Origin of the sequence: Streptomyces sp. NPDC017225, assembly GCF_044331465.1 — a bacterium.
In the GTDB taxonomy this organism is placed as follows: domain Bacteria; phylum Actinomycetota; class Actinomycetes; order Streptomycetales; family Streptomycetaceae; genus Streptomyces.
Genome location: NZ_JBIRNE010000002.1, coordinates 205,224 through 225,513, shown reverse-complemented (window position 1 = coordinate 225,513; position 20,290 = coordinate 205,224). Strand labels below are relative to the sequence as shown.

21 protein-coding genes are annotated in these 20,290 nt (G+C 73.4%); 13 read left to right on the top strand and 8 right to left on the bottom strand.

Annotated features, from left to right (window positions below):
* Nucleotides 1–46 precede the first annotated feature (46 nt).
* The 3 genes from ACH4NX_RS04695 to ACH4NX_RS04685 all read left to right on the top strand — a co-directional run bounded on the left by ACH4NX_RS04695 (nt 47) and on the right by ACH4NX_RS04685 (nt 3,343).
* Nucleotides 47–676 carry an alpha-ketoglutarate-dependent dioxygenase AlkB gene (locus tag ACH4NX_RS04695; RefSeq protein WP_351398814.1) on the top strand — a complete coding sequence of 210 codons (630 nt, stop codon included), beginning with the start codon at nt 47–49 and terminating at the stop codon, nt 674–676.
* A gap of 98 nt (nt 677–774) precedes the next feature.
* The gene (locus ACH4NX_RS04690) at nt 775–2,037 is read left to right on the top strand and encodes an acyltransferase (RefSeq protein WP_398126975.1); all 1,263 of its coding nucleotides are present in this window, start codon (nt 775–777) and stop codon (nt 2,035–2,037) included.
* Between the two features lie 73 nt (nt 2,038–2,110).
* Nucleotides 2,111–3,343 carry a DUF4032 domain-containing protein gene (locus ACH4NX_RS04685; protein ID WP_351398817.1) on the top strand — a complete coding sequence of 411 codons (1,233 nt, stop codon included), beginning with the start codon at nt 2,111–2,113 and terminating at the stop codon, nt 3,341–3,343.
* Nucleotides 3,344–3,526: 183 nt separating this feature from the next.
* On the opposite strand, the gene ACH4NX_RS04680 is transcribed toward ACH4NX_RS04685, so the two are convergent.
* Nucleotides 3,527–4,399, bottom strand: a complete 873-nt coding sequence (locus ACH4NX_RS04680) for a universal stress protein (protein ID WP_351398820.1) — start codon at nt 4,397–4,399, stop codon at nt 3,527–3,529.
* 61 nt (nt 4,400–4,460) lie between these two features.
* Between ACH4NX_RS04680 and ACH4NX_RS04675 the strand changes: the two genes are divergently transcribed.
* From ACH4NX_RS04675 to ACH4NX_RS04645, 7 genes are all read left to right on the top strand, one after another.
* On the top strand, nt 4,461–4,826 hold the full coding sequence (locus tag ACH4NX_RS04675) for a VOC family protein (RefSeq protein ID WP_398126976.1): 366 nt from the start codon (nt 4,461–4,463) through the stop codon (nt 4,824–4,826).
* Between the two features lie 135 nt (nt 4,827–4,961).
* Nucleotides 4,962–7,943: an AAA family ATPase gene (locus ACH4NX_RS04670; RefSeq protein WP_398126977.1), complete on the top strand. Its 2,982-nt coding sequence runs from the start codon at nt 4,962–4,964 to the stop codon at nt 7,941–7,943.
* Between the two features lie 131 nt (nt 7,944–8,074).
* Nucleotides 8,075–9,388, top strand: coding sequence for a CAP domain-containing protein (locus ACH4NX_RS04665; protein WP_398126978.1), 1,314 nt, complete (start codon nt 8,075–8,077; stop codon nt 9,386–9,388).
* A gap of 58 nt (nt 9,389–9,446) precedes the next feature.
* A complete protein-coding gene (locus tag ACH4NX_RS04660) occupies nt 9,447–10,124 on the top strand; it encodes an AIM24 family protein (protein ID WP_351398829.1) in 678 nt (225 codons plus the stop codon).
* Between the two features lie 118 nt (nt 10,125–10,242).
* A complete protein-coding gene (locus ACH4NX_RS04655; RefSeq protein ID WP_398126979.1) occupies nt 10,243–11,202 on the top strand; it encodes a threonine/serine dehydratase in 960 nt (319 codons plus the stop codon).
* A gap of 177 nt (nt 11,203–11,379) precedes the next feature.
* Complete coding sequence (locus tag ACH4NX_RS04650) at nt 11,380–12,357, top strand: LLM class F420-dependent oxidoreductase (protein ID WP_398126980.1); 978 nt, start codon at nt 11,380–11,382, stop codon at nt 12,355–12,357.
* Between the two features lie 107 nt (nt 12,358–12,464).
* The gene (locus ACH4NX_RS04645; RefSeq protein ID WP_398126981.1) at nt 12,465–12,890 is read left to right on the top strand and encodes an SsgA family sporulation/cell division regulator; all 426 of its coding nucleotides are present in this window, start codon (nt 12,465–12,467) and stop codon (nt 12,888–12,890) included.
* On the opposite strand, the gene ACH4NX_RS04640 is transcribed toward ACH4NX_RS04645, so the two are convergent.
* On the bottom strand, nt 12,874–13,416 hold the full coding sequence (locus tag ACH4NX_RS04640) for a DUF6328 family protein (protein ID WP_351398837.1): 543 nt from the start codon (nt 13,414–13,416) through the stop codon (nt 12,874–12,876). The two genes, ACH4NX_RS04645 and ACH4NX_RS04640, sit on opposite strands and share 17 nt — an antisense overlap.
* Before the next feature lie 152 nt (nt 13,417–13,568).
* Between ACH4NX_RS04640 and ACH4NX_RS04635 the strand changes: the two genes are divergently transcribed.
* The gene (locus ACH4NX_RS04635) at nt 13,569–13,916 is read left to right on the top strand and encodes a hypothetical protein (protein WP_351398839.1); all 348 of its coding nucleotides are present in this window, start codon (nt 13,569–13,571) and stop codon (nt 13,914–13,916) included.
* Nucleotides 13,917–13,946: 30 nt separating this feature from the next.
* On the opposite strand, the gene ACH4NX_RS04630 is transcribed toward ACH4NX_RS04635, so the two are convergent.
* The 5 genes from ACH4NX_RS04630 to ACH4NX_RS04610 all read right to left on the bottom strand — a co-directional run bounded on the left by ACH4NX_RS04630 (nt 13,947) and on the right by ACH4NX_RS04610 (nt 18,178).
* Nucleotides 13,947–14,930: an aldo/keto reductase gene (locus tag ACH4NX_RS04630; protein WP_351398842.1), complete on the bottom strand. Its 984-nt coding sequence runs from the start codon at nt 14,928–14,930 to the stop codon at nt 13,947–13,949.
* A gap of 12 nt (nt 14,931–14,942) precedes the next feature.
* Nucleotides 14,943–16,229, bottom strand: coding sequence for an FAD-dependent monooxygenase (locus ACH4NX_RS04625; protein ID WP_351398845.1), 1,287 nt, complete (start codon nt 16,227–16,229; stop codon nt 14,943–14,945).
* Nucleotides 16,230–16,336: 107 nt separating this feature from the next.
* A complete protein-coding gene (locus tag ACH4NX_RS04620) occupies nt 16,337–17,038 on the bottom strand; it encodes a ribonuclease H (protein WP_351398963.1) in 702 nt (233 codons plus the stop codon).
* A 31-nt stretch (nt 17,039–17,069) separates the two neighbouring features.
* On the bottom strand, nt 17,070–17,699 hold the full coding sequence (locus ACH4NX_RS04615; RefSeq protein WP_351398846.1) for a VOC family protein: 630 nt from the start codon (nt 17,697–17,699) through the stop codon (nt 17,070–17,072).
* Nucleotides 17,696–18,178, bottom strand: coding sequence for a VOC family protein (locus ACH4NX_RS04610; RefSeq protein WP_351398848.1), 483 nt, complete (start codon nt 18,176–18,178; stop codon nt 17,696–17,698). The genes ACH4NX_RS04615 and ACH4NX_RS04610 overlap by 4 nt, the downstream gene beginning before the upstream one ends.
* A 217-nt stretch (nt 18,179–18,395) precedes the next feature.
* On the opposite strand from ACH4NX_RS04610, the gene ACH4NX_RS04605 reads away from it, so the two are divergent.
* Both ACH4NX_RS04605 and ACH4NX_RS04600 read left to right on the top strand, forming a co-directional pair.
* Nucleotides 18,396–19,043 carry an ATP-dependent Clp protease proteolytic subunit gene (locus ACH4NX_RS04605; protein ID WP_398126982.1) on the top strand — a complete coding sequence of 216 codons (648 nt, stop codon included), beginning with the start codon at nt 18,396–18,398 and terminating at the stop codon, nt 19,041–19,043.
* A 1-nt stretch (nt 19,044) separates the two neighbouring features.
* Nucleotides 19,045–19,647, top strand: a complete 603-nt coding sequence (locus ACH4NX_RS04600) for an ATP-dependent Clp protease proteolytic subunit (RefSeq protein ID WP_279562443.1) — start codon at nt 19,045–19,047, stop codon at nt 19,645–19,647.
* 51 nt (nt 19,648–19,698) lie between these two features.
* Here the strand turns inward: ACH4NX_RS04600 and ACH4NX_RS04595 are convergent, their stop codons facing one another.
* Nucleotides 19,699–20,139: a helix-turn-helix domain-containing protein gene (locus ACH4NX_RS04595; protein WP_398126983.1), complete on the bottom strand. Its 441-nt coding sequence runs from the start codon at nt 20,137–20,139 to the stop codon at nt 19,699–19,701.
* Nucleotides 20,140–20,290: the final 151 nt, after the last annotated feature.

Sequence of the window (20,290 nt, the reverse complement as noted above, 5' to 3'; positions counted from 1 at the left end):
CCCCCAGCAATAGAACTCACATTCGAACAAGGGGTACGCTGGTGCCATGACCACGCACCTCCAGGGCTCGCTCTTCGACCAGACCGACGAGGCCCGGCTCGGCCCGCTCGACGGCCTGCGCCGCACCCGTCTGGGCTCCGGTGCCTGGATCGACCTGCTCCCCGGGTGGCTGAGCGGTGCCGACGCGCTGTTCGAGCGGCTGGCCGCCGAGGTCCCGTGGCGCGCGGAGCGGCGGGCCATGTACGACCAGGTGGTCGCCGTACCCCGGCTGCTCTCCTTCTACGGTGTCGGTGACACGCTGCCGCACCCGCTGCTGGCCGAGGCCCGCGACGCGCTGTCCGCGCACTACGCCGAGGAGCTGGGCGAGCCCTTCACCACCGCCGGGCTGTGCCACTACCGCGACGGCCGGGACAGCGTCGCCTGGCACGGCGACCGGATCGGACGGGGCGCGCGCCAGGACACGATGGTCGCCATCCTGTCCGTCGGGGCGCCCAGGGACCTGCTGCTGCGCCCGGCGGGCGGAGGCGGTGACACCGTGCGCCGTCCGCTGGGCCACGGCGACCTGATCGTGATGGGCGGCTCCTGCCAGCGCACCTGGGAGCACTGCGTCCCCAAGAGCACCCGCGCCGCCGGGCCCCGCATCAGCGTCCAGTTCCGCCCGCACGGCGTGCGCTGAACCGCCGTACCCGGTGGCCGGGCCCGAGGGCCGTGCCGGAAGGCTGTCCTCCCCGGCCCGCTGCCCCCACACTGGGCGCACCTCGGGCGGGAGAGCCGATGAGCGCGGACGTGGGGCGAGGGGCGGACACGGGGCAAGGTGCGGACGCCCGCCGGCGCGGCGAACTCGACGCGCTGCGCGCTCTCGTCGTACTGGGACTGGTCTTCTTCCACACCGCCCTCGTCTTCTCACCGGACGACGACTTCTACGTCAAGAACGCCCAGACCACGGACGCCGTCACCGTGGTCGCCGGGTTCGGTGTGGTGTGGGCCATGCCCATGCTGTTCCTCGTCGCCGGTCTCGGCGCCCGGCACTCGATCCGCCGCCGGGGGCCCGGCGGGTTCGCCCGGGAACGCCTGCTGCGCCTCGGCGTCCCCCTCGTCTTCGCTACGGCCGTCCTGTGCCCCCTCCCCCAGTGGCTGCGGCTGCGCGCCGCCGACCCGGGCTACGACGAGTCGTACTGGCGGTTCTGGCCGCGCTTCCTGACCGTCCGCCCGGATCCGGCCGACTTCCCCTTCGTCGTGGAGGGGGACCACTTCGAGACCGGGCATCTGTGGTTCGTCGTCCTGCTGCTCGCCTTCTGCCTGCTGCTCGCACCGGTGGCGACCCGGCTGACGACCGGCGCCGGACGCGTGGCCCCCGTTCTGCGCCGCCACCCGGCCCTGCTGCTGCTCCCCGCGCTGCCGCTCGCCGCCGTCAACGCGCTGCTGGGCATGGAGGAGGAGTACGCGGGCTGGAACCGCTGGGCCTACCTGCTGTTCTTCCTGTGCGGCCTCACCCTCGCCGACGACGGGCGGATCCGGGAGGTGACGCGCCGCGCGGCGGTACCGGTGGGTCTGCTCGGACTGGTGCTGTTCGCCGGGTCCGCGCCCGGATTCGTCGCCGGTGACGATCCGTTCACGGCATGGACACCCCTCGCCCTGTTCACCCGGGCGGTCTTCGGGGCGGCCGGCTGGTGCTGGGTGGTCTCGATCCTCGGCCTGCTGGACCGGCCCCGGAACCGGACGGCACGCACACGGCCCGGCACCGGCGGCCGGGCGGCGCGACGGGACGCGGCCCTGCGGTATCTGGGGGTGGCCGCGCTGCCCCTGTACGTGCTGCACCAGCCGGTGGTGGTCGCCTTCGCCTACGGCGTGGTCGGATGGTCCGCGCCGATGGCGGTCGAGTACGCGGTGATCGTGACGGCTTCGCTGGGGGTGATCCTCGTCGGGTACGAGTACGGGGTGCGCAGGACGCCGGTGACACGCTTCCTGTTCGGCATGCGGCCGGCCGCCGCGCGGCGGCCGGACCCACCGGACCCACCGGCCCTTCCACCTTCCTGACGGCATCGGGCGCTTCGGCGAGAAGGGTGCCTCGCGCGACAGGCCCGGGAACGGGCGTTCTAAAGTCGGGGGCATGGCCTTGCAGATCAGTGCCACCAATCCGGAGCACCCCGCGCTCCTGCTCGAACTGCCGTGGCAGACGCCGCTGGAGGAGTGGCCCGAGGAGTACCTCGTGCCGCTGCCGCGCGGCATCTCCCGCCACGTCGTCCGCTACGCCCGCGCCGGGGACGAGGTGATCGCCGTCAAGGAACTGGCCGAACGGCCCGCGCTGCGGGAGTACCAGCTGCTGCGCGACCTCGACCGCCTCGCCATCCCCGCGGTGGACGCGCTCGCCGTCGTCACCGGCCGCGTCGGCACCGCCGGTGAGCCGCTGGAACCGGTGCTCGTCACCCGGCATCTCGGCGGCTCGCTGCCGTACCGGTCGATGTTCGAGACGACGCTGCGCCCGGCGACCATGCACCGCCTGATGGACGCCCTGGCCGTGCTGCTGGTCCGGCTGCACCTGGCCGGGTTCGCGTGGGGCGACTGCTCACTGTCCAACACGCTCTTCCGGCGCGACGCGGGCGCCTACGCCGCGTACCTGGTGGACGCGGAGACCGGCGACCTGCACCCGCGGCTGAGCGACGGGCAGCGCGACTACGACCTCGACCTGGCCCGGGTGAACATCAGCGGCGAACTGCTCGACCTGGAGGCGTCGGGGGCGCTGCACCCCTCCGTCGACCCGATCGACTTCGGTACCGAGATCTGCGCCCGTTACCGGAGTCTGTGGCAGGAGCTGACCCGCACCTCCGTCTATCCGGCGGGCAAGTACCACTACATCGAGCGCCGGATCCGGCGGCTCAACGACCTCGGCTTCGACGTGGCCGAGATGCAGATCGAGCACGCCTCCAACGGCGACACGGTCACCTTCGTGCCCAAGGTCGTCGACGCCGGCCACCACCAGCGCCAGCTGCTGCGCCTGACCGGCCTGGACGCCGAGGAGAACCAGGCCCGGCGGCTGCTGAACGACCTGGAGAGCTGGATGGCCACCCAGGACGACTACGCCCCGGGCGACCCACTCGGCGCCCGCCCGGAGGTCCTGGCCCACCGCTGGGTGCGCGAGGTCTTCCGGCCCACCGTGCGCGCCGTACCGGTCGAGCTGCGCGGCGCGATGGACCCGGCCGAGATCTACCACGAGCTGCTGGAGCACCGCTGGTACCTGTCCGAGCGGGCCCAGCACGACATCGGTCTGGACACGGCCGTGGTGGACTACATCGCGAACATCCTGCCCAGGGCCCGGGAGACCCTGCAGCCCACGGCGGACTGAGCCACCGGCCCGGGTCGGGACGCCTGCGGACGTGACGCGAGCGGGCGCCACATGTGCGGCCTCCACCTGCCCGGACCCGCACCCCCGGACCTACACGTGTGGGGACCTACACATGTGCGGGCCTCACGTATGCGGTCTCCACGCGCGCGGGCCACCACATGTGGGGCATCACATGTGGTGGCCTCACCGGTGCGGGACCACCGCCACCGGGCAGTCCGCGTGGTGCAGCACGCCGTGCGCCACCGAGCCGATCCGGGCGCCGACCGCCGTACGACGGGCCCGGCGGCCGACCACCATCAGCTGGGCGTTCGCGGCCACCGACAGCAGCACCTGCCCCGCGCTGCCCATCTCCACGTGCTCGATCACCGGGACGTCGGGGAAGCGCTCGCGCCACGGCCCGAGCGCCTCGCCGAGCGCCTTCCTCTCGTACGACTCCAGGCCCCCTGCCTCGTCGGCGAGCCGCATCGATCCCGGGGTGTAGGTGAACACCGTGGGCAGGGCCCAGGCCCGGACGGCCCGCACGGTGGCACCGCGCGCGGCGGCCGCCTCGAAGGCGAACCCGATCACGTCGGCGCTGTCCTCCGGCTCCCCCTGCTGTCCCACGACGACCTCGCGGCCGGCGGCCTCGGCCGCGGCCTCCTCCCCGGCCCGTACGAGGACGACGGGTCGCGGCGCCTGGGCGATCACCTGCTGGCCGACCGAGCCGAGCAGGAACCCGACGACCGCCCCGTGGCCGCGCGAGCCGAGCACCAGCGTCCCGGCGTCGCCCGCGGCGGCGAGCAGCGCGGCGACGGCGTCGCCCTCGCGGATCTCCGTGGACACCGTGAGGTCCGGATACCGCTCGGCGACGGTCCCCACCGACTCGGCGACCGAGTCCCGGACCCACCGATCCTGCACGTCCCGGTCCCCCGTGCCGGCCGCGTCCTGCGGCTGGAACCGCCAGGCGTGCACGACGTGCAGCGGCGCTTGCCGGCGGACCGCCTCCCTCGCGGCCCAGGCCAGTGCGGCCAGGCTCTCCTCCGAACCGTCGACCCCTGCCGTGATCGGGCGCGTCATGCGGTTCCCTCCCTGTGTCGCGGGCACGTCCATGAAGTCCAGTCTTCCCTACCCTGTGCCCATGACTTTGCAGTGGGAGCAGCTGAACGTCGACGCGACCGATCCCGTGGCGCTCGGACGCTGGTGGGCCGAGGCGCTCGGCTGGGTCGTGGTGAACGACGCCCCCGAGGAGTACGAGATCCGTCCGGACCGGGACCGGCTGCCGGGGCTGCTCTTCGCCCCGGTGCCGGAGGGCAAGGCCGGCAAGAACCGGCTGCACCTGGACTTCCGGCCCGACGACCAGGAGGCCGAGGTGGTCCGTCTGCTGGAGCTGGGCGCGCGCCGCGTCGACGTCGGGCAGGGCGAACAGCCGTGGGTGGTACTGGCCGACCCCGAGGGCAACGAGTTCTGCGTGCTGGGCGTCCGTGGCGGTCCCGCGGCCGGCTGAGCCGGGCCCGGCGACTCGGTCCGGTCCACCCGCTCCGGCCTGCTCCGACGGGCTCGGGCCGACGGGTCGTCAGGGCCCGCTCCATGCGGCGCCCTCGTGCGCATAGGGGCTGTCGGACCCGCGTGCCAGGATGGCATGGTGCCGCAGACCTCATTCGCCAGCCCGCTCGTCGGCCGCGAGGACGAACTCGCCCGTCTCACCGGCGTGCTGGAACGCGCCCGTTCCGGAGAGGCCCGCGCGGTACTGATCGCGGGGGACGCCGGGGTCGGCAAGACCCGGACCCTCGGCGAGGTCTCCGGGCGGGCCGCCGCGGCCGGGACGACCGTGCTCACCGGGCACTGCGTCGACCTGGGCGACGTCGGCCTGCCGTACCTGCCCTTCACCGAGATACTCGGCGTGCTGGCCGCCGACGAACGGTTCGCCGAAGTACTGGCCGCACACCCGGTGGCCGACCGGCTGCTCGGCGGTGGTCCGGACGGCGGCGGCGACGGGGGCGACGGGGACCCCAGCACCCGCTCGCGGCTGCGGCTGTTCGAGGGCGTGGCCGCGCTGCTGACCGAGCTGACGGACGTCGCACCGCTGCTGCTGGTCCTGGAGGACCTGCACTGGGCCGACCAGTCCTCCCGGGACCTGCTGAGGTTCCTGCTCAGCCGGGGTGCCCCGCGACGGCCCACGGGCGGGGCTCCCGGCGGGCGGCTCGCGGTGTTCGCCTCCTACCGGGCGGACGACCTGCACCGCCGTCACCCGCTGCGGCCCCTGCTGGCCGAGCTGGTGCGCCTGCCCACCGTGGAGCGGCTGGAGCTGCGGCCCCTGCCCGACGCCGACGTGGCCCGGCTGGTGCGTTCCCTGCGGGACCGGCCGCTGCCGGACACCACCGTGCACCGGATCGTCGAACGCGCCGAGGGCAACGCCTTCTACGCCGAGGAACTGGTCGCGGCCACGGACACACCCGCCCGAGGTGTCCCCAGCGGCCTGGCCGACGTGCTGCTCATCCGGTTCGAGCAGCTTTCCGAGACCGCCCAGCAAGTGCTGCGCACCGCCGCGGTCGCCGGGCGCCGCGTGGGGCACGATCTGCTGCGGGACGCCGTGGGGCTGCCCGAGGAGGAGCTGGAGTCGGCGCTGCGCGAGGCCGTGGAGCGGCAGTTGCTCGTCTCCGGCGACGGGGACACCTACTCCTTCCGGCACGCCCTGGCGCGGGAGGCGGTCTACGCGGACCTGCTTCCCGGCGAACGGGCCCGGCTGCACGGCGCGTTCGCGCGGCTGCTCGCCGCCAGGGACCGCCGGTCCGACAGCGCGGCCGAGCGCGCCCACCACTACCGCGAGAGTCACGACCTGCCCGAAGCGCTCGCCGCCTCCCTGGAGGCCGCCGACCACGCCCAGCGCGTCGGCGCGCCCGCGGAGGAACTGCGGCACGTCGAGTCGGCCCTGGACCTGTGGCCGGCCGTCGACGCCGCCGCACGGCCCGAGGTCCCCGACACCGTGACGCTGACGCTGCGGGCCTCCGCGGCCGCGGCGCACGCCGGGGAGCTGCACCGCGCGGTCTCCCTCACCCGGTCCGCGCTGGCCGGCCTCGGCCACGACGCGGACCTGGAGCTCGCCGCCCGCGTCCGCTACACGCTCGCCGGGAACCTGCTGAGCGTCGACAACCTGTCGTCCGCGTTCGCCCACAGCAGCGAGGCGCTCGGCCTGATCCCCGCCGAGCCGCCGTCCTCGACGTGGGTGTGGGCGGCGGCCACCCATGTGACGGCGGCCCGCCAGGTCGGGGAGAACGAGACAGCGCTGCGGGTGGCCCGCCGTGCCCTGCGCGTCGCCGAGGACCTGGGCGTCACCGACGCCCGCGCCGACCTCCTGATCTCCCTGGCCGGCCTCGAGGGCGGCAACCGGAGCACTCCGAAGGGCCGGGAGCGGCTGCTGGAGGCACGGGAGCTGGCGCGGCGGGCGGGGAACGCGCCGGTGGAGATGCGCGCGCTGTTCAATCTCGCCATCGGCTGTTTCGAGTCCGGTGACCTGGAGGAGTGCCTGCCCTGGGCGGCGGAGGGACTGGACCGGGCCCGCCGCTCCGGGCTGCTGTCCTCGCCGTATCCGCGGGAGATGCGCTATCTGCGGCTGCTGGTGCAGTACACGTTGGGCCACTGGGACGACTGCCTGCGCGGGGCCGCGGACAGCTCCGGGGTGCTGCCCGCCGCGGGCGGTCACGCCATCGGGCCCGGTCTGTACGTGGCGTTGGCGCGCGGTGACGCCGGGGCCGCGGAACGCGCCCGCGCGATGCTGGAGGGGCCGTTCGACTGGATGGGCACGATGGTCGCGGGCGTCGTGCTGACCGACGCCGCCGCGCTGCGCGGCGACGCGGAGGACGCCGTGCGCTGGACGCGGTCCACCGTCGAGGCGCTCACCGACGACGCGGGCACGCGGCCCGCCGTGACGGTCAGGCTGATCGCCCTCGCGCTGTCCGCGGTCGCCGACAGCGTCGTCGAGGCGCGCGGGGCGGGCGACGAGTCGGGGGTCCGTCGCTGGACCGCGACGGCGGCGGACCTGGTGGAGCAGGCCAGGTCGTCCGCCCGGCAAGGACAGGACGGCACACCGCAGGGCCCGGAGGGCCAGGCGTGGCTGGCGCGCGCGGAGGCGGAGCTGGCACGGACCGCCGGGTCCGGTCCGGACCCGGCGTCCTGGGAGAAGGCGGTGGCGGGGTTCGCGTACGGCGACGCCTACGAACGCGCGCGGTGCAGGCTGCGGCTGGCGGAGGCCCTGCTGGCGGCCGACCGCCGCGAGGAGGCGGCGGCCGAGGCGGACACCGTACGCGGGGAGGCCGACCGGCTCGGCGCGACGCTGCTGCGTGAGCGGCTGAACGACCTGGTCCGCCGCGGCCGGCTGACGGACGCGGCGCCCACCGGCGGCCGTGCGGCGACGCTCACCGCCCGCGAACAGGACGTACTGCGGCTCCTCGCCCTCGGCCGCAGCAATCGCCGGATCGGTGAGGAGCTGTTCATCAGCGCCAAGACGGCGAGCGTCCACGTCTCCAACATCCTCGCCAAGCTGCGGGCGGCCAGCCGCACGGAGGCGGTGGCTGTCGCCTACCGGCAGGGCCTGATCACTCCGGAGCGAACGGCCTCGGGCTGAGCCCCGGGCGCCGGCGTGCGCCGGGAGCCCCCGTCGGCCGGTGGACGTTGACCCGATACCAGCACCAGCACCGGCACTCCGACCGAAACGCACCCCGGCCGACACATGGAGCGAGGACACAGGGCGGCACGATGAGCGAGTTGGTCCCCGGCGGCAACGTCCCCCTGCCCGACGGCCCCGTGAGCGTGCGGGTGCCCGGTGGCCTCGACATGACGGCGCTCATCACCGATGACGGTGGCAAGGTGGCCGGCGACGGCGACTTCGTCTTCTACAACCAGCCGGAGGCACCTGGCGTCCGGTTGCGGGGCGACACCCTCATGGTCGATCCCGCGCGACTGCGCCCCGGTGCCACCCGGGTGACGGTGGCGGTCAGCCCCTCGGACCCCGGGGCCGCCCTGAGCGCACTCCCCTCCCCCACCCTGCGTGTCACCGACGCGCGCGGGCACGCGCTGACCCGGTTCACCCCCTCGCGCCCCGGGCAGGAGACCGTACTGCTGCTCGCGGAGTTCTACCGACGCGGCGAGGCATGGAGGTTGCGTGCTCTGGGACAGGGGTACGCCGACGGACTCGCCGGTCTCGCCCGCGACTTCGGGGTGGACGTCGTCGACGACGCGCCCCCGCCCGCTGCCTCTTCGCCCGACACCCGGACACCGGCCGCGTCCCCCGCCGACCCCGACGGCTTCCTCGGCCTGGTCAACTCCGCCCGGACCGCCGCCGGGTCCCCTGCCGTCAGCACCGACGCGCGCCTGGTCTCGGCGGCCCGTGCCCACGCCGCCGCCATGGCCGCCGCGGGCACACTGAGCGTCGAGACCCGGGACGGTGTCTCCGTCCACCAGCGCGTCGTCCTGGCCGGGTACACCTATCTCACCGTCGGCGAGCACCTGGTCGCCGGCCCGCGCACGCCCGCCGAGTTCGTCGCGTACTGCCTGCACACCGAGCGGACCCGGCGCACACTGCACGAGGCGGCCTTCACGCACGCCGGGTGGGCGTCCGTCACCGGCGGGCCCTCGGGCGACACGTACTGGACCGTGGTGTGGGCCGTGCCGCTCACCGCGGACGGCCTGGCCCGCACGACGGCCGAGGTCGTGGACCTCACCAACCGGGAGCGGGCCGGGGCCGGTCTGCCCGCGCTGGCCGTCGACGCCCGGCTGACCCGGGCCGCGCAGGCGCACAGCGCGGACATGGTGGCCCGCGACTTCTACTCCCACACCGACCCCGACGGCGGCAAGCCATGGGACCGGGCCGCCGCCGCGGGTGCCACTCGGCGCACCGTCGGGGAGAACATAGCCTGCGGCCAGCGTTCCCCCGCCGACGTGGTGGAGGGCTGGATGAACAGCCCGGGGCACCGCGCCAACATCCTCAAGGCGGACTTCACCCACATCGGGATCGGCCTCGCCGGCGGCGGCCGGTCGGGAACGTACTGGACCCAGGTCTTCGGCGGCTGAACACGTCGAACGGCACGCGATCTTGGCGGAACCAGAGGCTCCGGGCGAGGATGCCTCTATGAAGGGTGACCTGTTTTCCAGCGAGCACATGGTGCAGCCCGCCACGGCGTCGGGCATGACCGTCGAGAACTCCAAGTGCATCCGTTACACGGTGAACGGCGACATGCTCGCCCGGCAGGGCGCGATGGTCGCCTATCGCGGCAACCTCCAGTTCGAACGCAAGGGCCAGGGCGTGGGCGGCATGCTCAAACGCGCGGTCACCGGGGAGGGCCTGCCCCTGATGGCCGTGCGCGGGCAGGGCGAGGCCTGGTTCGCCCACGAGGCGCAGAACTGCTTCGTCGTGGAGGTGGAGCCCGGCGACGAGTTCACGGTCAACGGCCGCAACGTCCTGTGCTTCGACTCCTCGTTGTCGTACCGCATCGCCACCGTGAAGGGCGCGGGCATCACCGGCGGCGGGCTGTTCAACAGCGTCTTCACCGGCCATGGCAGGCTGGGGCTGGTCTGCGAGGGCAGCCCGCTGGTCATCCCGGTCTCGCCCCAGTACCCGGTGTACGTCGACACCGACGCGATCGTCGGCTGGTCGGCGGGGCTGTCGACGTCCCTGCACCGTTCACAGTCCATCGGCTCGATGCTGCGCGGCGGTTCGGGGGAGGCCGTGCAGCTGCTGCTCCAGGGGCAGGGCCATGTCGTCGTACGGCCGAGTGAGGTGACGCCGCAGAAGGCGCAGCAGCACTGAGGCGCGGGCCCGGTACGCGGACGCATATCGCCTTCCGGAACCGTGTTGACCTCGGGCGCGGCGCGCGAAAGGGTGCGAAGCGGCGTGGATCACCGCCCGCGCCGGAAGGATGACTGCCTTGATCGGGATCACGGAGATCGAAGCCGCGGCCGAGCGGATCGCCGGACATGTCGTACGCACCCCCACCGTGCCCAGCCCCGGGCTGTCCGCGCTGCTCAGGGTCCCGGTCACCGCGAAGCTGGAGCTGCTCCAGCGCACCGGCTCCTTCAAGGCGCGTGGCGCGACGGCGAAGCTGCTGTCGCTGACCGGGGCCGAGCGGGCCGCCGGTGTCGTCGCGGTCAGCGGCGGCAACCACGGCATCGCCGTGGCCGTCATGGCCGCCGCCCTCGACGTGAAGGCCACGGTGGTCATGCCGCGTACGGCACCCGCCCGCTCCGTGGAGACCGCGCAGGAGGCGGGCGCGCTGGTGCGGCTCACCGACGGCATGGACAGCGCCTTCGCGCTGGTGGCCCGGCTGCGGGAGGAGGGGCTGACTCTCGTCCATCCCTTCGACGACCCCGTGGTGGTCGCGGGGCAGGGCACCGTCGGCCTGGAGTTCGCCGAGGACGCCGGGGAGCTCACCGACGTGGTCGTGAGCGTCGGGGGCGGCGGGCTGATCGCCGGGGTGGCGGCGGCGCTGCGGGACCTGCGGCCGGACGTGCGGATCTGGGGCGTGGAGACCGAGGGTGCCGAGGCGATGTCGCGGGCGCTGACGGCGGGCGGACCACTGACCGTGCCCCTGTCCTCGGTCGTCACCACGCTCAGCGCCCCGTCCGTCTCGCAGCTGACGTACGACCATGTGGCGGAGCTGGTGGGCGAGGTGCTCGTGGTGCCGGACCGGGAGGCCGTCGAGGGTTCACTGGCTCTCGCCGAGCACGGCAAGGTGTGGACCGAGCCGGCCGCCGGCTGTCTGCTGCCCGCGGCCCGGCGCGTGGTGCGGCGGGTGGGTGACGGTGCCCGGATCGGGCTGGTGGTGTGCGGAGGCAACGCCACGACCGCGGACATGACGGCCTGGGCGGACCGATTCGGACTGCGCTGACGCCGCTTTCCGGCCCGCGATCCCTGTGCACCGCGGGTCACCAGCAGGTCAGCGCCCGCCTTCGGTTCCACGCGGGCGGCGGCGGGATTCCGGGCCGAAGGTCTCGGGGTGCCGGTGACGGCACCGCCCGCTGTTTTTCCTCCGTTTTCCGTCCGCCCGGACGGGGACTCGTCCGTTATGGTGCAAATCGGATACACGATGATGACCGAGCAGGCCGGCCCCCGCGATCTCGTCGGCCATCTGGTGCGGGCCGAGGAGGTGGGGTTCGACTTCTCGGTGACCTCGGACCACTACTTCCCGTGGCTGCGCTCGCAGGGCCACTCCCCGTACGCGTGGAGCGTGCTGGGCGCCGCCGCGCAGGCGACCTCCCGCATCCCGCTGATGACGTACGTGACGTGTCCGACGTTCCGCTACCACCCGGCGGTGGTGGCGCAGAAGGCGGCGACACTGCAGTTGCTGTCCGAGGGCCGGTTCCGGCTGGGGCTCGGCTCGGGCGAGAACCTCAACGAGCACGTGGTGGGCGGCGGCTGGCCCAGCGTGGACGTGCGGCACGAGATGCTCCAGGAGGCCGTGGAGATCATCCGGGCACTGTTCGAGGGCGGCCACGTGAACCATCGCGGCACCCACTTCGACGTGGAGTCGGCCCGGCTGTGGGACCTGCCGGGCAGCGCGCCGCCCATCGGGATCGCCGTCTCCGGGGAGCGTTCCTGCGCACTCGCGGGCGAGCACGCCGACCTGGTGATCGCCACCGAGCCCAAGCCGCGGCTGCTCGAGGCCTTCGACCGGCACGGCGGCGAGGGCAAGCCGCGCGTCGGGCAGCTCCCGGTCTCCTACGACCCCGACCGGAACGCGGCGGTCAAGCGCGCCCACGACCAGTTCCGCTGGTTCGGCAGCGGCTGGAAGGTCAACTCCGAACTGCCGCACCCGGACTCCTTCGACGCGGCCACCCAGTTCGTGACCCCCGACGACGTCGCCGAGTCGATTCCCTGCGGCGACGACCCGGACGCCTTCGTGGAGGCCGTGCGCCCTTACGCGGAGGCCGGGTTCACCGAGGTCGCCCTGGTGCAGATCGGCGGCGAGACGCAACCGGCCTTCCTGGACTGGTCGGAGAAGATCCTGCTGCCCGCGCTGCGCGAGGCGCTGGGCGGTTCCTGAACCCCGGGCCGAAACCCGGGCACGGACGAATCACCCGTCTGCGTGAGCATCTTGCGGACGGGCGGGGTACTAGAGGGCTCTACGTCCGTCCCCCTGGAGGCCCTGTCGTGAACACCGTCGTGCACAAGACCCTGGTGGTACAGCTCCAGGCGGGCGACGCCGACCGTTTCCCGGTGCTCGCCCACCTCGGCTACGACGCCGCCGACCCGTTCGCGCTCACCATGGTGTTCAGCCATGACGGCCGCGTGCTCGCCCGCTGGACGCTGGACCGGGAGATGGTGGGCGCCGGCCTCACCCGCCCGGTCGGCGTGGGCGACGTCCGGCTGCGTCCCGAGTCGCGGGGCCCGTGGGACGAGCTGCGCGTCGAGCTGCTGGGCGACGCACGGCCCGAAGGGGACCGCCACCACGCCGTGGTGTTCTTGTGGGCGGCGGCCGTGGAGGCCTTCCTGCGCGAAACCCACGCCGTGGTCCGGCCGGGGAAGGAGCAGGTGCGCGTCGACGACTTCCTCGCGGAACTCATGGCCGAGGGCTGACCTTCGCGCGACCGGCCTCGGGGGACGTGTAGCGGTGCCGGGTCCACAGCGGGATCCCGAACCAGCACAGCAGGTACCAGAGCACCACGCCGGCGACGAGGTAGGGCACGAAGCCGTCGTCCGTCGCCACGCGGAGGATCAGCAGCAGTGAGGCCGCCATCGTGGCGAGCAGCAGCACCAGGCCGAGCAGGGTCAGCCGGGAGGCCCACCGCACCGCCTGCGGCTTCACGCGCCTCCCGGAGACGATGCGGTGCAGGGACACCGGCCCGATCAGCGCCCCGGTCGTCACGGCGCCGAGGACGACCGTCACGAGGTAGATCGACTGGTCCGTGTCCGAGAGAGCGTCGTACTTCGGGGTGAACACCACGGTCAGCAGGAAGGCGAAGAGGATCTGCACACCCATCTGCGCGACGCGGACCTCCTGGATCAGCTCCGTCCACATCCGGTCCGCCCGCTCCTCCTCGCTCTCGTTGCGGCCCCTGCGCCGGACCGAGCCGTTGCCGTCCGCCGTGTCCGAGTCCGTCACTGTTCCTCCCGGTTGCCGCGGTCTGCGTTCTCTTCTCTCTTCCCGCCTTCCCCGCGCTCAGGCGCCGTGCCGCCGCGGGGGCTGACGGTTTGAGTGATCGGGGGGCGGTTACACGGGCCGGGACCGACGCAGGCCCAGGAGGAAGGCGAAGGATGTCCGACACTCAGCTCACCGTGACGCTCAGCGGTGGCGGCATCGACGACGCGCGGGCGATCGTCCGCGCACTGGAGGGCGTCTTCGGCGCACCCGACGGCCTCCCGGCCGACGAGCAGGCGACGGTGCGCACCGCGACCTTCGACTCCCCGGCGACCCCGGAGGCGTCCTCGGCACCGCGTGAGGCGGGTGCCCCGCTGTCCGCGCCGGTGACGGTCACCGTCCAGGGCACGCCGCAGGCCGTCGATGCGGCGAGCGAGACGTTGTCCCACGCCTTCAGCACGCGAGACGAAGGAGCGGCCTCCGGCGACCAGGAGCGGGAACGGCAACTGCTCCTGGTGCCGTGAGGCCGAGGGGTACCGGCTACGGGGTACCGGCTACCAGCGGCCCTCGACCTGGTCCTTGACACGGCGGTCGTAGAGGTCGCGGATCGCCGCGAGCGTGTCCTCGGACAGCTCCGGCAGCCGGGCGGCGTCCGTGTTGGCGCGGGCCTGCTCGGGCGAACGGGCGCCGGGGATCACGGTGGTCACGCCGGGCTGCTGGATGATCCAGCGCAGCGCCAGCTGGGCCGGGGTGTATCCCTCGGGGGCGAGCGCGGCGAACTCGGCGGCGGCTTCCACGCCCGTGGCGAAGTCGACGCCCGAGAAGGTCTCGCCCTGGTCGAACGCCTCGCCGTGCCGGTTGAAGTTCCGGTGGTCGTTCGCGGCGAAGACCGTGTCCCGGGTGTACTTGCCGGACAGCAGGCCGGAGGCCAGCGGCACCCGGGCGATGATGCCGACGCCCGCCTCCCGGGCAGCCGGGAGGACCTCGCGCAGGGGCTTCGTCCGGAACGGGTTGAGGATGATCTGGACGCTGGCCACGTTCGGCCGGGCGATCGCGGCCAGGGCCTCCTCACAGGTCTCCACGCTGACGCCGTACGCGGCCACGCGCTCCTCCGCGACCAGGGTGTCCAGGGCGTCGAACACCTCGTCGGCGGAGTAGACGGAGGTCGGCGGGCAGTGCAGCTGGACCAGGTCGACGACGTCGACGCCGAGGTTGCGGCGGGAGCGGTCGTTCCACTCCCGGAAGTTGTCGAGAACGTAGTTCTGCGGGATCTGCTCGACCCGGCGGCCCATCTTGGTGGCCACCAGCACGTGCAGGTCGGGCCTGCCGCGCAGGAAGGTGGCGATGGTCTCCTCGCTGCGTCCGTCGCCGTAGACGTCCGCCGTGTCGAAGAAGGTCACCCCCGACTCGGCCGCCGCCTCCAGCACCGCGAGGGCTTCCTTGTCGTCCACGTCTCCCCAGTCGGCGCCCAGTTGCCAGGTGCCGAGGCCGACCACCGATGCGTGCTGATCCGACCTGTCGAATGTGCGCTCGTCCATGCCGCCAGTGTGTCATCCGGAGTGATCCCGCACCGCACCGCGCCGGGACCGCTCGGTGCCGGCGCCGTCCGGTGCCGTGCCGTCGCCCCGCTCCCGGGCGGCCAGGTTCCGTGCCTGCACCGTCCGCGCCACCCTCGGTCCCAGCCAGCGCTTGAGCCGGCGCAGCGCCTCCAGCTGCCCGGCCGCCCGGTCGAGCCGGTAGTAGAGACGGGGCGGGACGTACGGCAGCAGGGGCGAGTGGCGCTGGCCGAGCAGGGCGAACATCCGCTCCGGGGGCAGGTGGATGTAGCGGGGCAGGTCCTCGTACCACCGCGCGCTGTGGCGGGCCGCGCTCTGCACCGGCAGCAGGGCCGCCCTGCGTTCGCGTTCGTAGTGGGCGAGGGCGTCCGGGAGGGCCGACCGGTCGCGCAGGGCCGCGGACAGTGCCATGGCGTCCTCCAGCGCGAGGGTGGTGCCGGCGCCGATGGAGTAGTGCGTGGTGTGGGCGGCGTCGCCGAGCAGGACGAGGTTGTCCCGGGACCAGGTGCGGTTGGTGAGGGTGCGGAAGGTCTGCCAGGGGGCACGGGCGCCGGGCGCGGACCGGCCGGTGAGCGGGTGGCCGTCCAGGACGTCGGCGAAGAGCTTCTCCAGCAGGATCAGCCCCTCGGCCTCGTCGGCCCGGTCCAGGCCCAGGCCGGTCCAGGTCTCGGGCGCGCACTCGACGACGCAGGTGCTGCCCTCGGGGCCGTAGCCGTAGCCGTACGCCCAGATCCAGCCGTGTCGGGTCTGTACGAAGGCGAAGGTGAAGGCGTCGAAGACCTTGGTGGTGCCGAGCCAGACGTAGTGGTCGCGCCCGGTGCGGATGTCGGTCCCGAAGTGACCGGCGTGGCGGGTGCGCAGGGCGCTGCCGGCCCCGTCGGCCGCCACGACGAGGTCGGCGGCGGGCGGGGCGTCGCCCGTGATCTCGCACTCGAACTCCAGGCGCACGCCGAGGGAGCGGGCGCGGGCGGCGAGGATCTCCAGGAGCCGGTGGCGGCCGATGCCGAAGCCCTCGTCGCCGTGGTGCCGGGTGGACCGGTCTCCCACGTGGGCGACTCCGTCCCGCCAGCGCACCGAGTTCTCCTCGACGGCGCGCGCGGACTCGGGGTCGTGTTCCCGCAGCCGGTCGAGCAGTCCGCGCCAGTAGGTGACGCCCCAGCCGTAGGTGGAGCCCTCCGGGTCGCGTTCGTGGACGGTGACGTCGTGGGAGGGGTCCCGCAGCTTGAGCAGGATCGACAGATACAGTCCGGCGGGCCCGCCGCCGACACAAGCGACCTTCATACACACCCCTGGTATGCACTCATTACGGTCATCGCGGTCTTTCGCGAACGCACAGTAACAAGTGAGGGGGCGCGGGCTCGTGCCACGCGGCCGGGGGGCGGCGCGGGTTACCCGGCCGCCACCGTGCGGCACTCCGGGTGGCCCCAGCCCTGGTCGTTCTTGGCGATGGGCTCCCCCGCCGCGTACGAGCGGCCGCACAGGCAGCGTCCCGGGAACTTCGCCTTGATGGTGCGTGCCGACGAACCACCGCTCTTGCGGGCCGCGCCCGGTCCCCGGCGCGGTGCCTTGCGGGCCGCCGGGACGTCCGGCGACGGCGGCGGCTCCGGAGAGCCGAGGCCGCTGCCCGCGGGCTCCTGGACGACGGCGGCCTGGCTGGCGGCGCGGTCGGCGAAGTCGTTGAGCCGGTCGCCGTCGACCTGGTGGGCGGGCACGTAGCGGAACTCGACCGAGCGGCCGTCGAGCAGCTCGTCGATCCGTACGACCAGCTCCTGGTTGGCGACCGGCTTGCCGGCGGCCGTCTTCCAGCCGTTGCGCTTCCAGCCTGGCAGCCAGGTGGTGACGGCCTTCATGGCGTACTGCGAGTCCATCCGGACCTCCAGCGGTACGCCGGGGTCGGTCGACGCCAGCAGGCGTTCCAGCGCCGTGAGTTCGGCGATGTTGTTGGTGGCCCTGCCGAGCGGGCCCGCCTCCCAGCGGACCGGACTCTCCGTGGCGTCGGCGACCACCCAGGCCCAGCCGGCCGGTCCCGGGTTTCCCTTCGAAGCCCCGTCGCACGCGGCCACAACACGTTCACGCATGCGCTCGATCATGCCATGGCCGGGCGGGGTGCCCGGACGGGGATCAGGAGACGTCCGTGACCTTCGGCATGTCCCTCCGGGTCGTCGCGAGGTCGATCACCGAGAAGTTCGCGCCCTGCGGGTCGCTCAGTGTCGCGAACCGGCCGGAGGGGCTGTCCGTCGGCCCGGACCGCAGTACGCCGCCGAGCCCGGTGGCGCGGGCCACGGCGTCGTCGCAGTCCGCGACGGTGAAGCAGACGTTGATGTGGGGCGGCACCTCGGGCGGGGAGTCGTCCGTCATGGCCACGCGGCCGAGGACGGTGCTGTCGCCCGGGCCGAGGAGGCGGAAGTCCACCCCGTCGTCCTCCATCCGCTTCGCCGTGCGGGGGAAGACCGCGGGGAAGAAGGCGTCCGACTTCCCGGGCTCACGGGCGAAGACCTCGGCCCAGCGGTACGCGCCGGGCTCGGCCACCGCCTCGAACCCCTCGTGGGCATCGCCCTGCCGGATCCCGAAGACGACGCCGCCCGGGTCCCGGGCCAGGCACATGGTGCCGAAGTCGCCGGCCCGCATCGGCTCCATCAGGATCTCACCGCCCGCCCGGCGGACCCGCGCCGCGGTCGCCGCGGCGTCCGGGGACGCGAAGTAGCCCCTCCGCGACCCGCGCGCCGACGGGCGTGCGGGCTTGCGGGTCACTCCCCGGCGTACGCCTTCTCCAGCGCGGCGATGTCGAGCTTGTGCATCGCCATCATGGCCTGATTGGCGCGCGCCACCTTCGCGGGATCCGGGTCGCGGAACATCTCCTCGAGCCGGCCCGGGACGACCTGCCACGACACTCCGAACCTGTCCTTGAGCCAGCCGCAGGGGCCTTCCTCGCCGCCGCCCTCGGTGAGCCTGGTCCAGTAGTGGTCGACCTCCTCCTGGTTCTCACAGGTGATCTGGAAGGAGATCGCCTCGTTGAACCTGAACTCCGGGCCGCCGTTGAGGGCGACGAACTTCTGGCCGTTGGCCGTGAAGTCGACGGTGAGCACGGTGCCGGCGGGCTGGTGCGCTCCCTCGGGGTAGCGGGTGACGGGGCCGATGCCGGAGTTCGCGAAGAGGGAGACGTAGAAGTGCGCGGCCTCCTCCGCCCGGCCGTCGAACCACAGACACGTGGTGAATCCGTCGCTGCTCATGAGTACCTCCCGGTGTGGAACACGGTCACCACTGTCGACCGGCGCGAGCGACGGAACTCATCGGTCGCACGGGATTTTCCCGGGCGAACGCTCTGCCCCTGGCGAATCTGCCACGGGCAGAGAAACCCCCACCGGTCACCGGGGCGGGCGGAGAGTGGAGGAACCGCGGCGCCACCGGCCGCGTACGACTTCCCCGACGACTCGACAAGGAGCGCCGATGTCTCCACTCATCGCCGGCCCGGCCACGCCGCCCCGGGCCCAGGAGGGCGACACCCCCGCGACCCGGTTCGACGACCATCTGGCCGCGCAGTTGCTCGCGCAGCGGATCGTGCTGCTGGGCACGCAGGTCGACGAGGTCTCCGCGAACCGGATCTGCGCCCAGCTGCTGATCCTCTCCGCGGAGGACCCGCGCACCGACATCAGCCTGTACATCAACAGCCCCGGCGGCTCCGTGCACGCCGGACTCGCCATCTACGACACGATGCGGCTGATCCCGAACGACGTCTCGACGCTCGCCATGGGCTTCGCCGCCAGCATGGGGCAGTTCCTGCTGAGCGTCGGCGCGGCGGGCAAGCGCCACGCCCTGCCGAACGCGCGGGTCATGATGCACCAGCCGTCGGCGGGCATCGGCGGCACCACCGCCGACATCGAGATCCAGGCCGACAACCTGGAGTTCACCAAGCGGACCATCGAGCGGATCACCGCCGAGCACACCGGTCAGAGCCCGGAGACCATCTCCCGGGACGGCGACCGCGACCGCTGGTTCACGGCCGAGGAGGCCAAGGAGTACGGAATGGTGGACCAGGTCGTCCAGTCCCTCACGGACGTGCGCCCGGCCGCCACCAGGCGACGGATGGGGCTGTGACATGGGGAGCTACACGATTCCGAACGTCGTCGAGCGGACCCCGCAGGGCGAGCGGTCCTACGACGTGTTCAGCCGGCTGCTGTCCGAGCGGATCATCTTCCTGGGCACCGAGATCGACGACGGCGTCGCCAACGTCGTCATCGCGCAGCTCCTCCATCTGGAGTCGTCGGCCCCGGAGAGCGAGATCGCGGTCTACATCAACTCCCCCGGCGGCTCGTTCACGTCGCTGATGGCGATCTACGACACGATGACCTTCGTGCAGGCGCCCATCTCGACGTTCTGCGTCGGGCAGGCGGCGTCCACGGCGGCCGTGCTGCTGGCAGGCGGGGATCCAGGGCGGCGGTTCGTGCTGGAGCACGCGCGGGTCCTGCTCGGCCAGCCGGCCAGCGGCGGACGGCAGGGCACGGTCTCGGACCTGGCGCTCCAGGCCAAGGAGATGGTGCGGATCCGCTCCCAGGTCGAGGAGGTACTGGCCCGGCACACGCGGCACGACGTCGCGACGCTGCGCGCGGACATGGACCGCGACAAGGTGTTCACCGCCGAGGAGGCCGTGGCGTACGGGCTGGCCGACGAGGTGCTCAGCCGGCGTCTGGTGGGCGTGTGAGAGGCCGGGCCGGCGCCCCGCCGTCCGCGGGGCGCCGGTCCGTGCGGGCGGTCAGGCGGCCAGGCACATCCCGTCGTGGTGGGCACCGGCCGCGCCGCGTCCCCGGCCGGCTCCGGTGTGCCGCGAGGTGAGGCGGACCAGCTCTCCCTGGGCCCGGGCCAACAGGTCGCCCAGGCCCAGTCCGAGGGCCCCCGCGGCGGCGGCCAGCACCTCCGACGACGCCTCCTTGCGGCCGCGTTCCACCTCCGACAGATACGGCATGGAGATCCGGGCGGTCTCCGCCACCTCCTTCAGGGTGCGTTCCTGCTGGAGGCGTTCACGGCGCAGGACGTCGCCGACCAGATCGCGCCACAGGGGCTCTCTGACGGCGGGCGCCCTCCGCTCGGGTGAAAGGGGCGCGGCGGCGGGGCGGGCTCCCGGGCGCGCGGCATGCGGACGCGGCTGCGGGCGCAGGGGGATGACGCGGGCTTCGTTCGGCACGTGGCTGGTCACCTCCCCAGCCTAGGAGTCCCGCCGCGCGACGGAAGGGGCCGGCGTTTCGCCCAGAGGGAAACACGAGGAGTCCGCGGGGTGCCTGCCGCCGCGCACGGGTCTACGCTGAGAGGTGACAGACCACCCCGCGACGACGCCGCGGCACGTTTTC

Coding starts and splice junctions, on each gene's coding strand:
- ACH4NX_RS04695 (WP_351398814.1), top strand. CDS start 47: ATGACCACGCACCTCCAGGGCTCGCTCTTCGACCAGACCGACGAGGCC.
- ACH4NX_RS04690 (WP_398126975.1), top strand. CDS start 775: ATGAGCGCGGACGTGGGGCGAGGGGCGGACACGGGGCAAGGTGCGGAC.
- ACH4NX_RS04685 (WP_351398817.1), top strand. CDS start 2,111: ATGGCCTTGCAGATCAGTGCCACCAATCCGGAGCACCCCGCGCTCCTG.
- ACH4NX_RS04680 (WP_351398820.1), bottom strand. CDS start 4,399: ATGACGCGCCCGATCACGGCAGGGGTCGACGGTTCGGAGGAGAGCCTG.
- ACH4NX_RS04675 (WP_398126976.1), top strand. CDS start 4,461: ATGACTTTGCAGTGGGAGCAGCTGAACGTCGACGCGACCGATCCCGTG.
- ACH4NX_RS04670 (WP_398126977.1), top strand. CDS start 4,962: ATGGTGCCGCAGACCTCATTCGCCAGCCCGCTCGTCGGCCGCGAGGAC.
- ACH4NX_RS04665 (WP_398126978.1), top strand. CDS start 8,075: ATGAGCGAGTTGGTCCCCGGCGGCAACGTCCCCCTGCCCGACGGCCCC.
- ACH4NX_RS04660 (WP_351398829.1), top strand. CDS start 9,447: ATGAAGGGTGACCTGTTTTCCAGCGAGCACATGGTGCAGCCCGCCACG.
- ACH4NX_RS04650 (WP_398126980.1), top strand. CDS start 11,380: ATGGTGCAAATCGGATACACGATGATGACCGAGCAGGCCGGCCCCCGC.
- ACH4NX_RS04635 (WP_351398839.1), top strand. CDS start 13,569: ATGTCCGACACTCAGCTCACCGTGACGCTCAGCGGTGGCGGCATCGAC.
- ACH4NX_RS04630 (WP_351398842.1), bottom strand. CDS start 14,930: ATGGACGAGCGCACATTCGACAGGTCGGATCAGCACGCATCGGTGGTC.
- ACH4NX_RS04625 (WP_351398845.1), bottom strand. CDS start 16,229: ATGAAGGTCGCTTGTGTCGGCGGCGGGCCCGCCGGACTGTATCTGTCG.
- ACH4NX_RS04620 (WP_351398963.1), bottom strand. CDS start 17,038: ATGATCGAGCGCATGCGTGAACGTGTTGTGGCCGCGTGCGACGGGGCT.
- ACH4NX_RS04610 (WP_351398848.1), bottom strand. CDS start 18,178: ATGAGCAGCGACGGATTCACCACGTGTCTGTGGTTCGACGGCCGGGCG.
- ACH4NX_RS04605 (WP_398126982.1), top strand. CDS start 18,396: ATGTCTCCACTCATCGCCGGCCCGGCCACGCCGCCCCGGGCCCAGGAG.
- ACH4NX_RS04600 (WP_279562443.1), top strand. CDS start 19,045: ATGGGGAGCTACACGATTCCGAACGTCGTCGAGCGGACCCCGCAGGGC.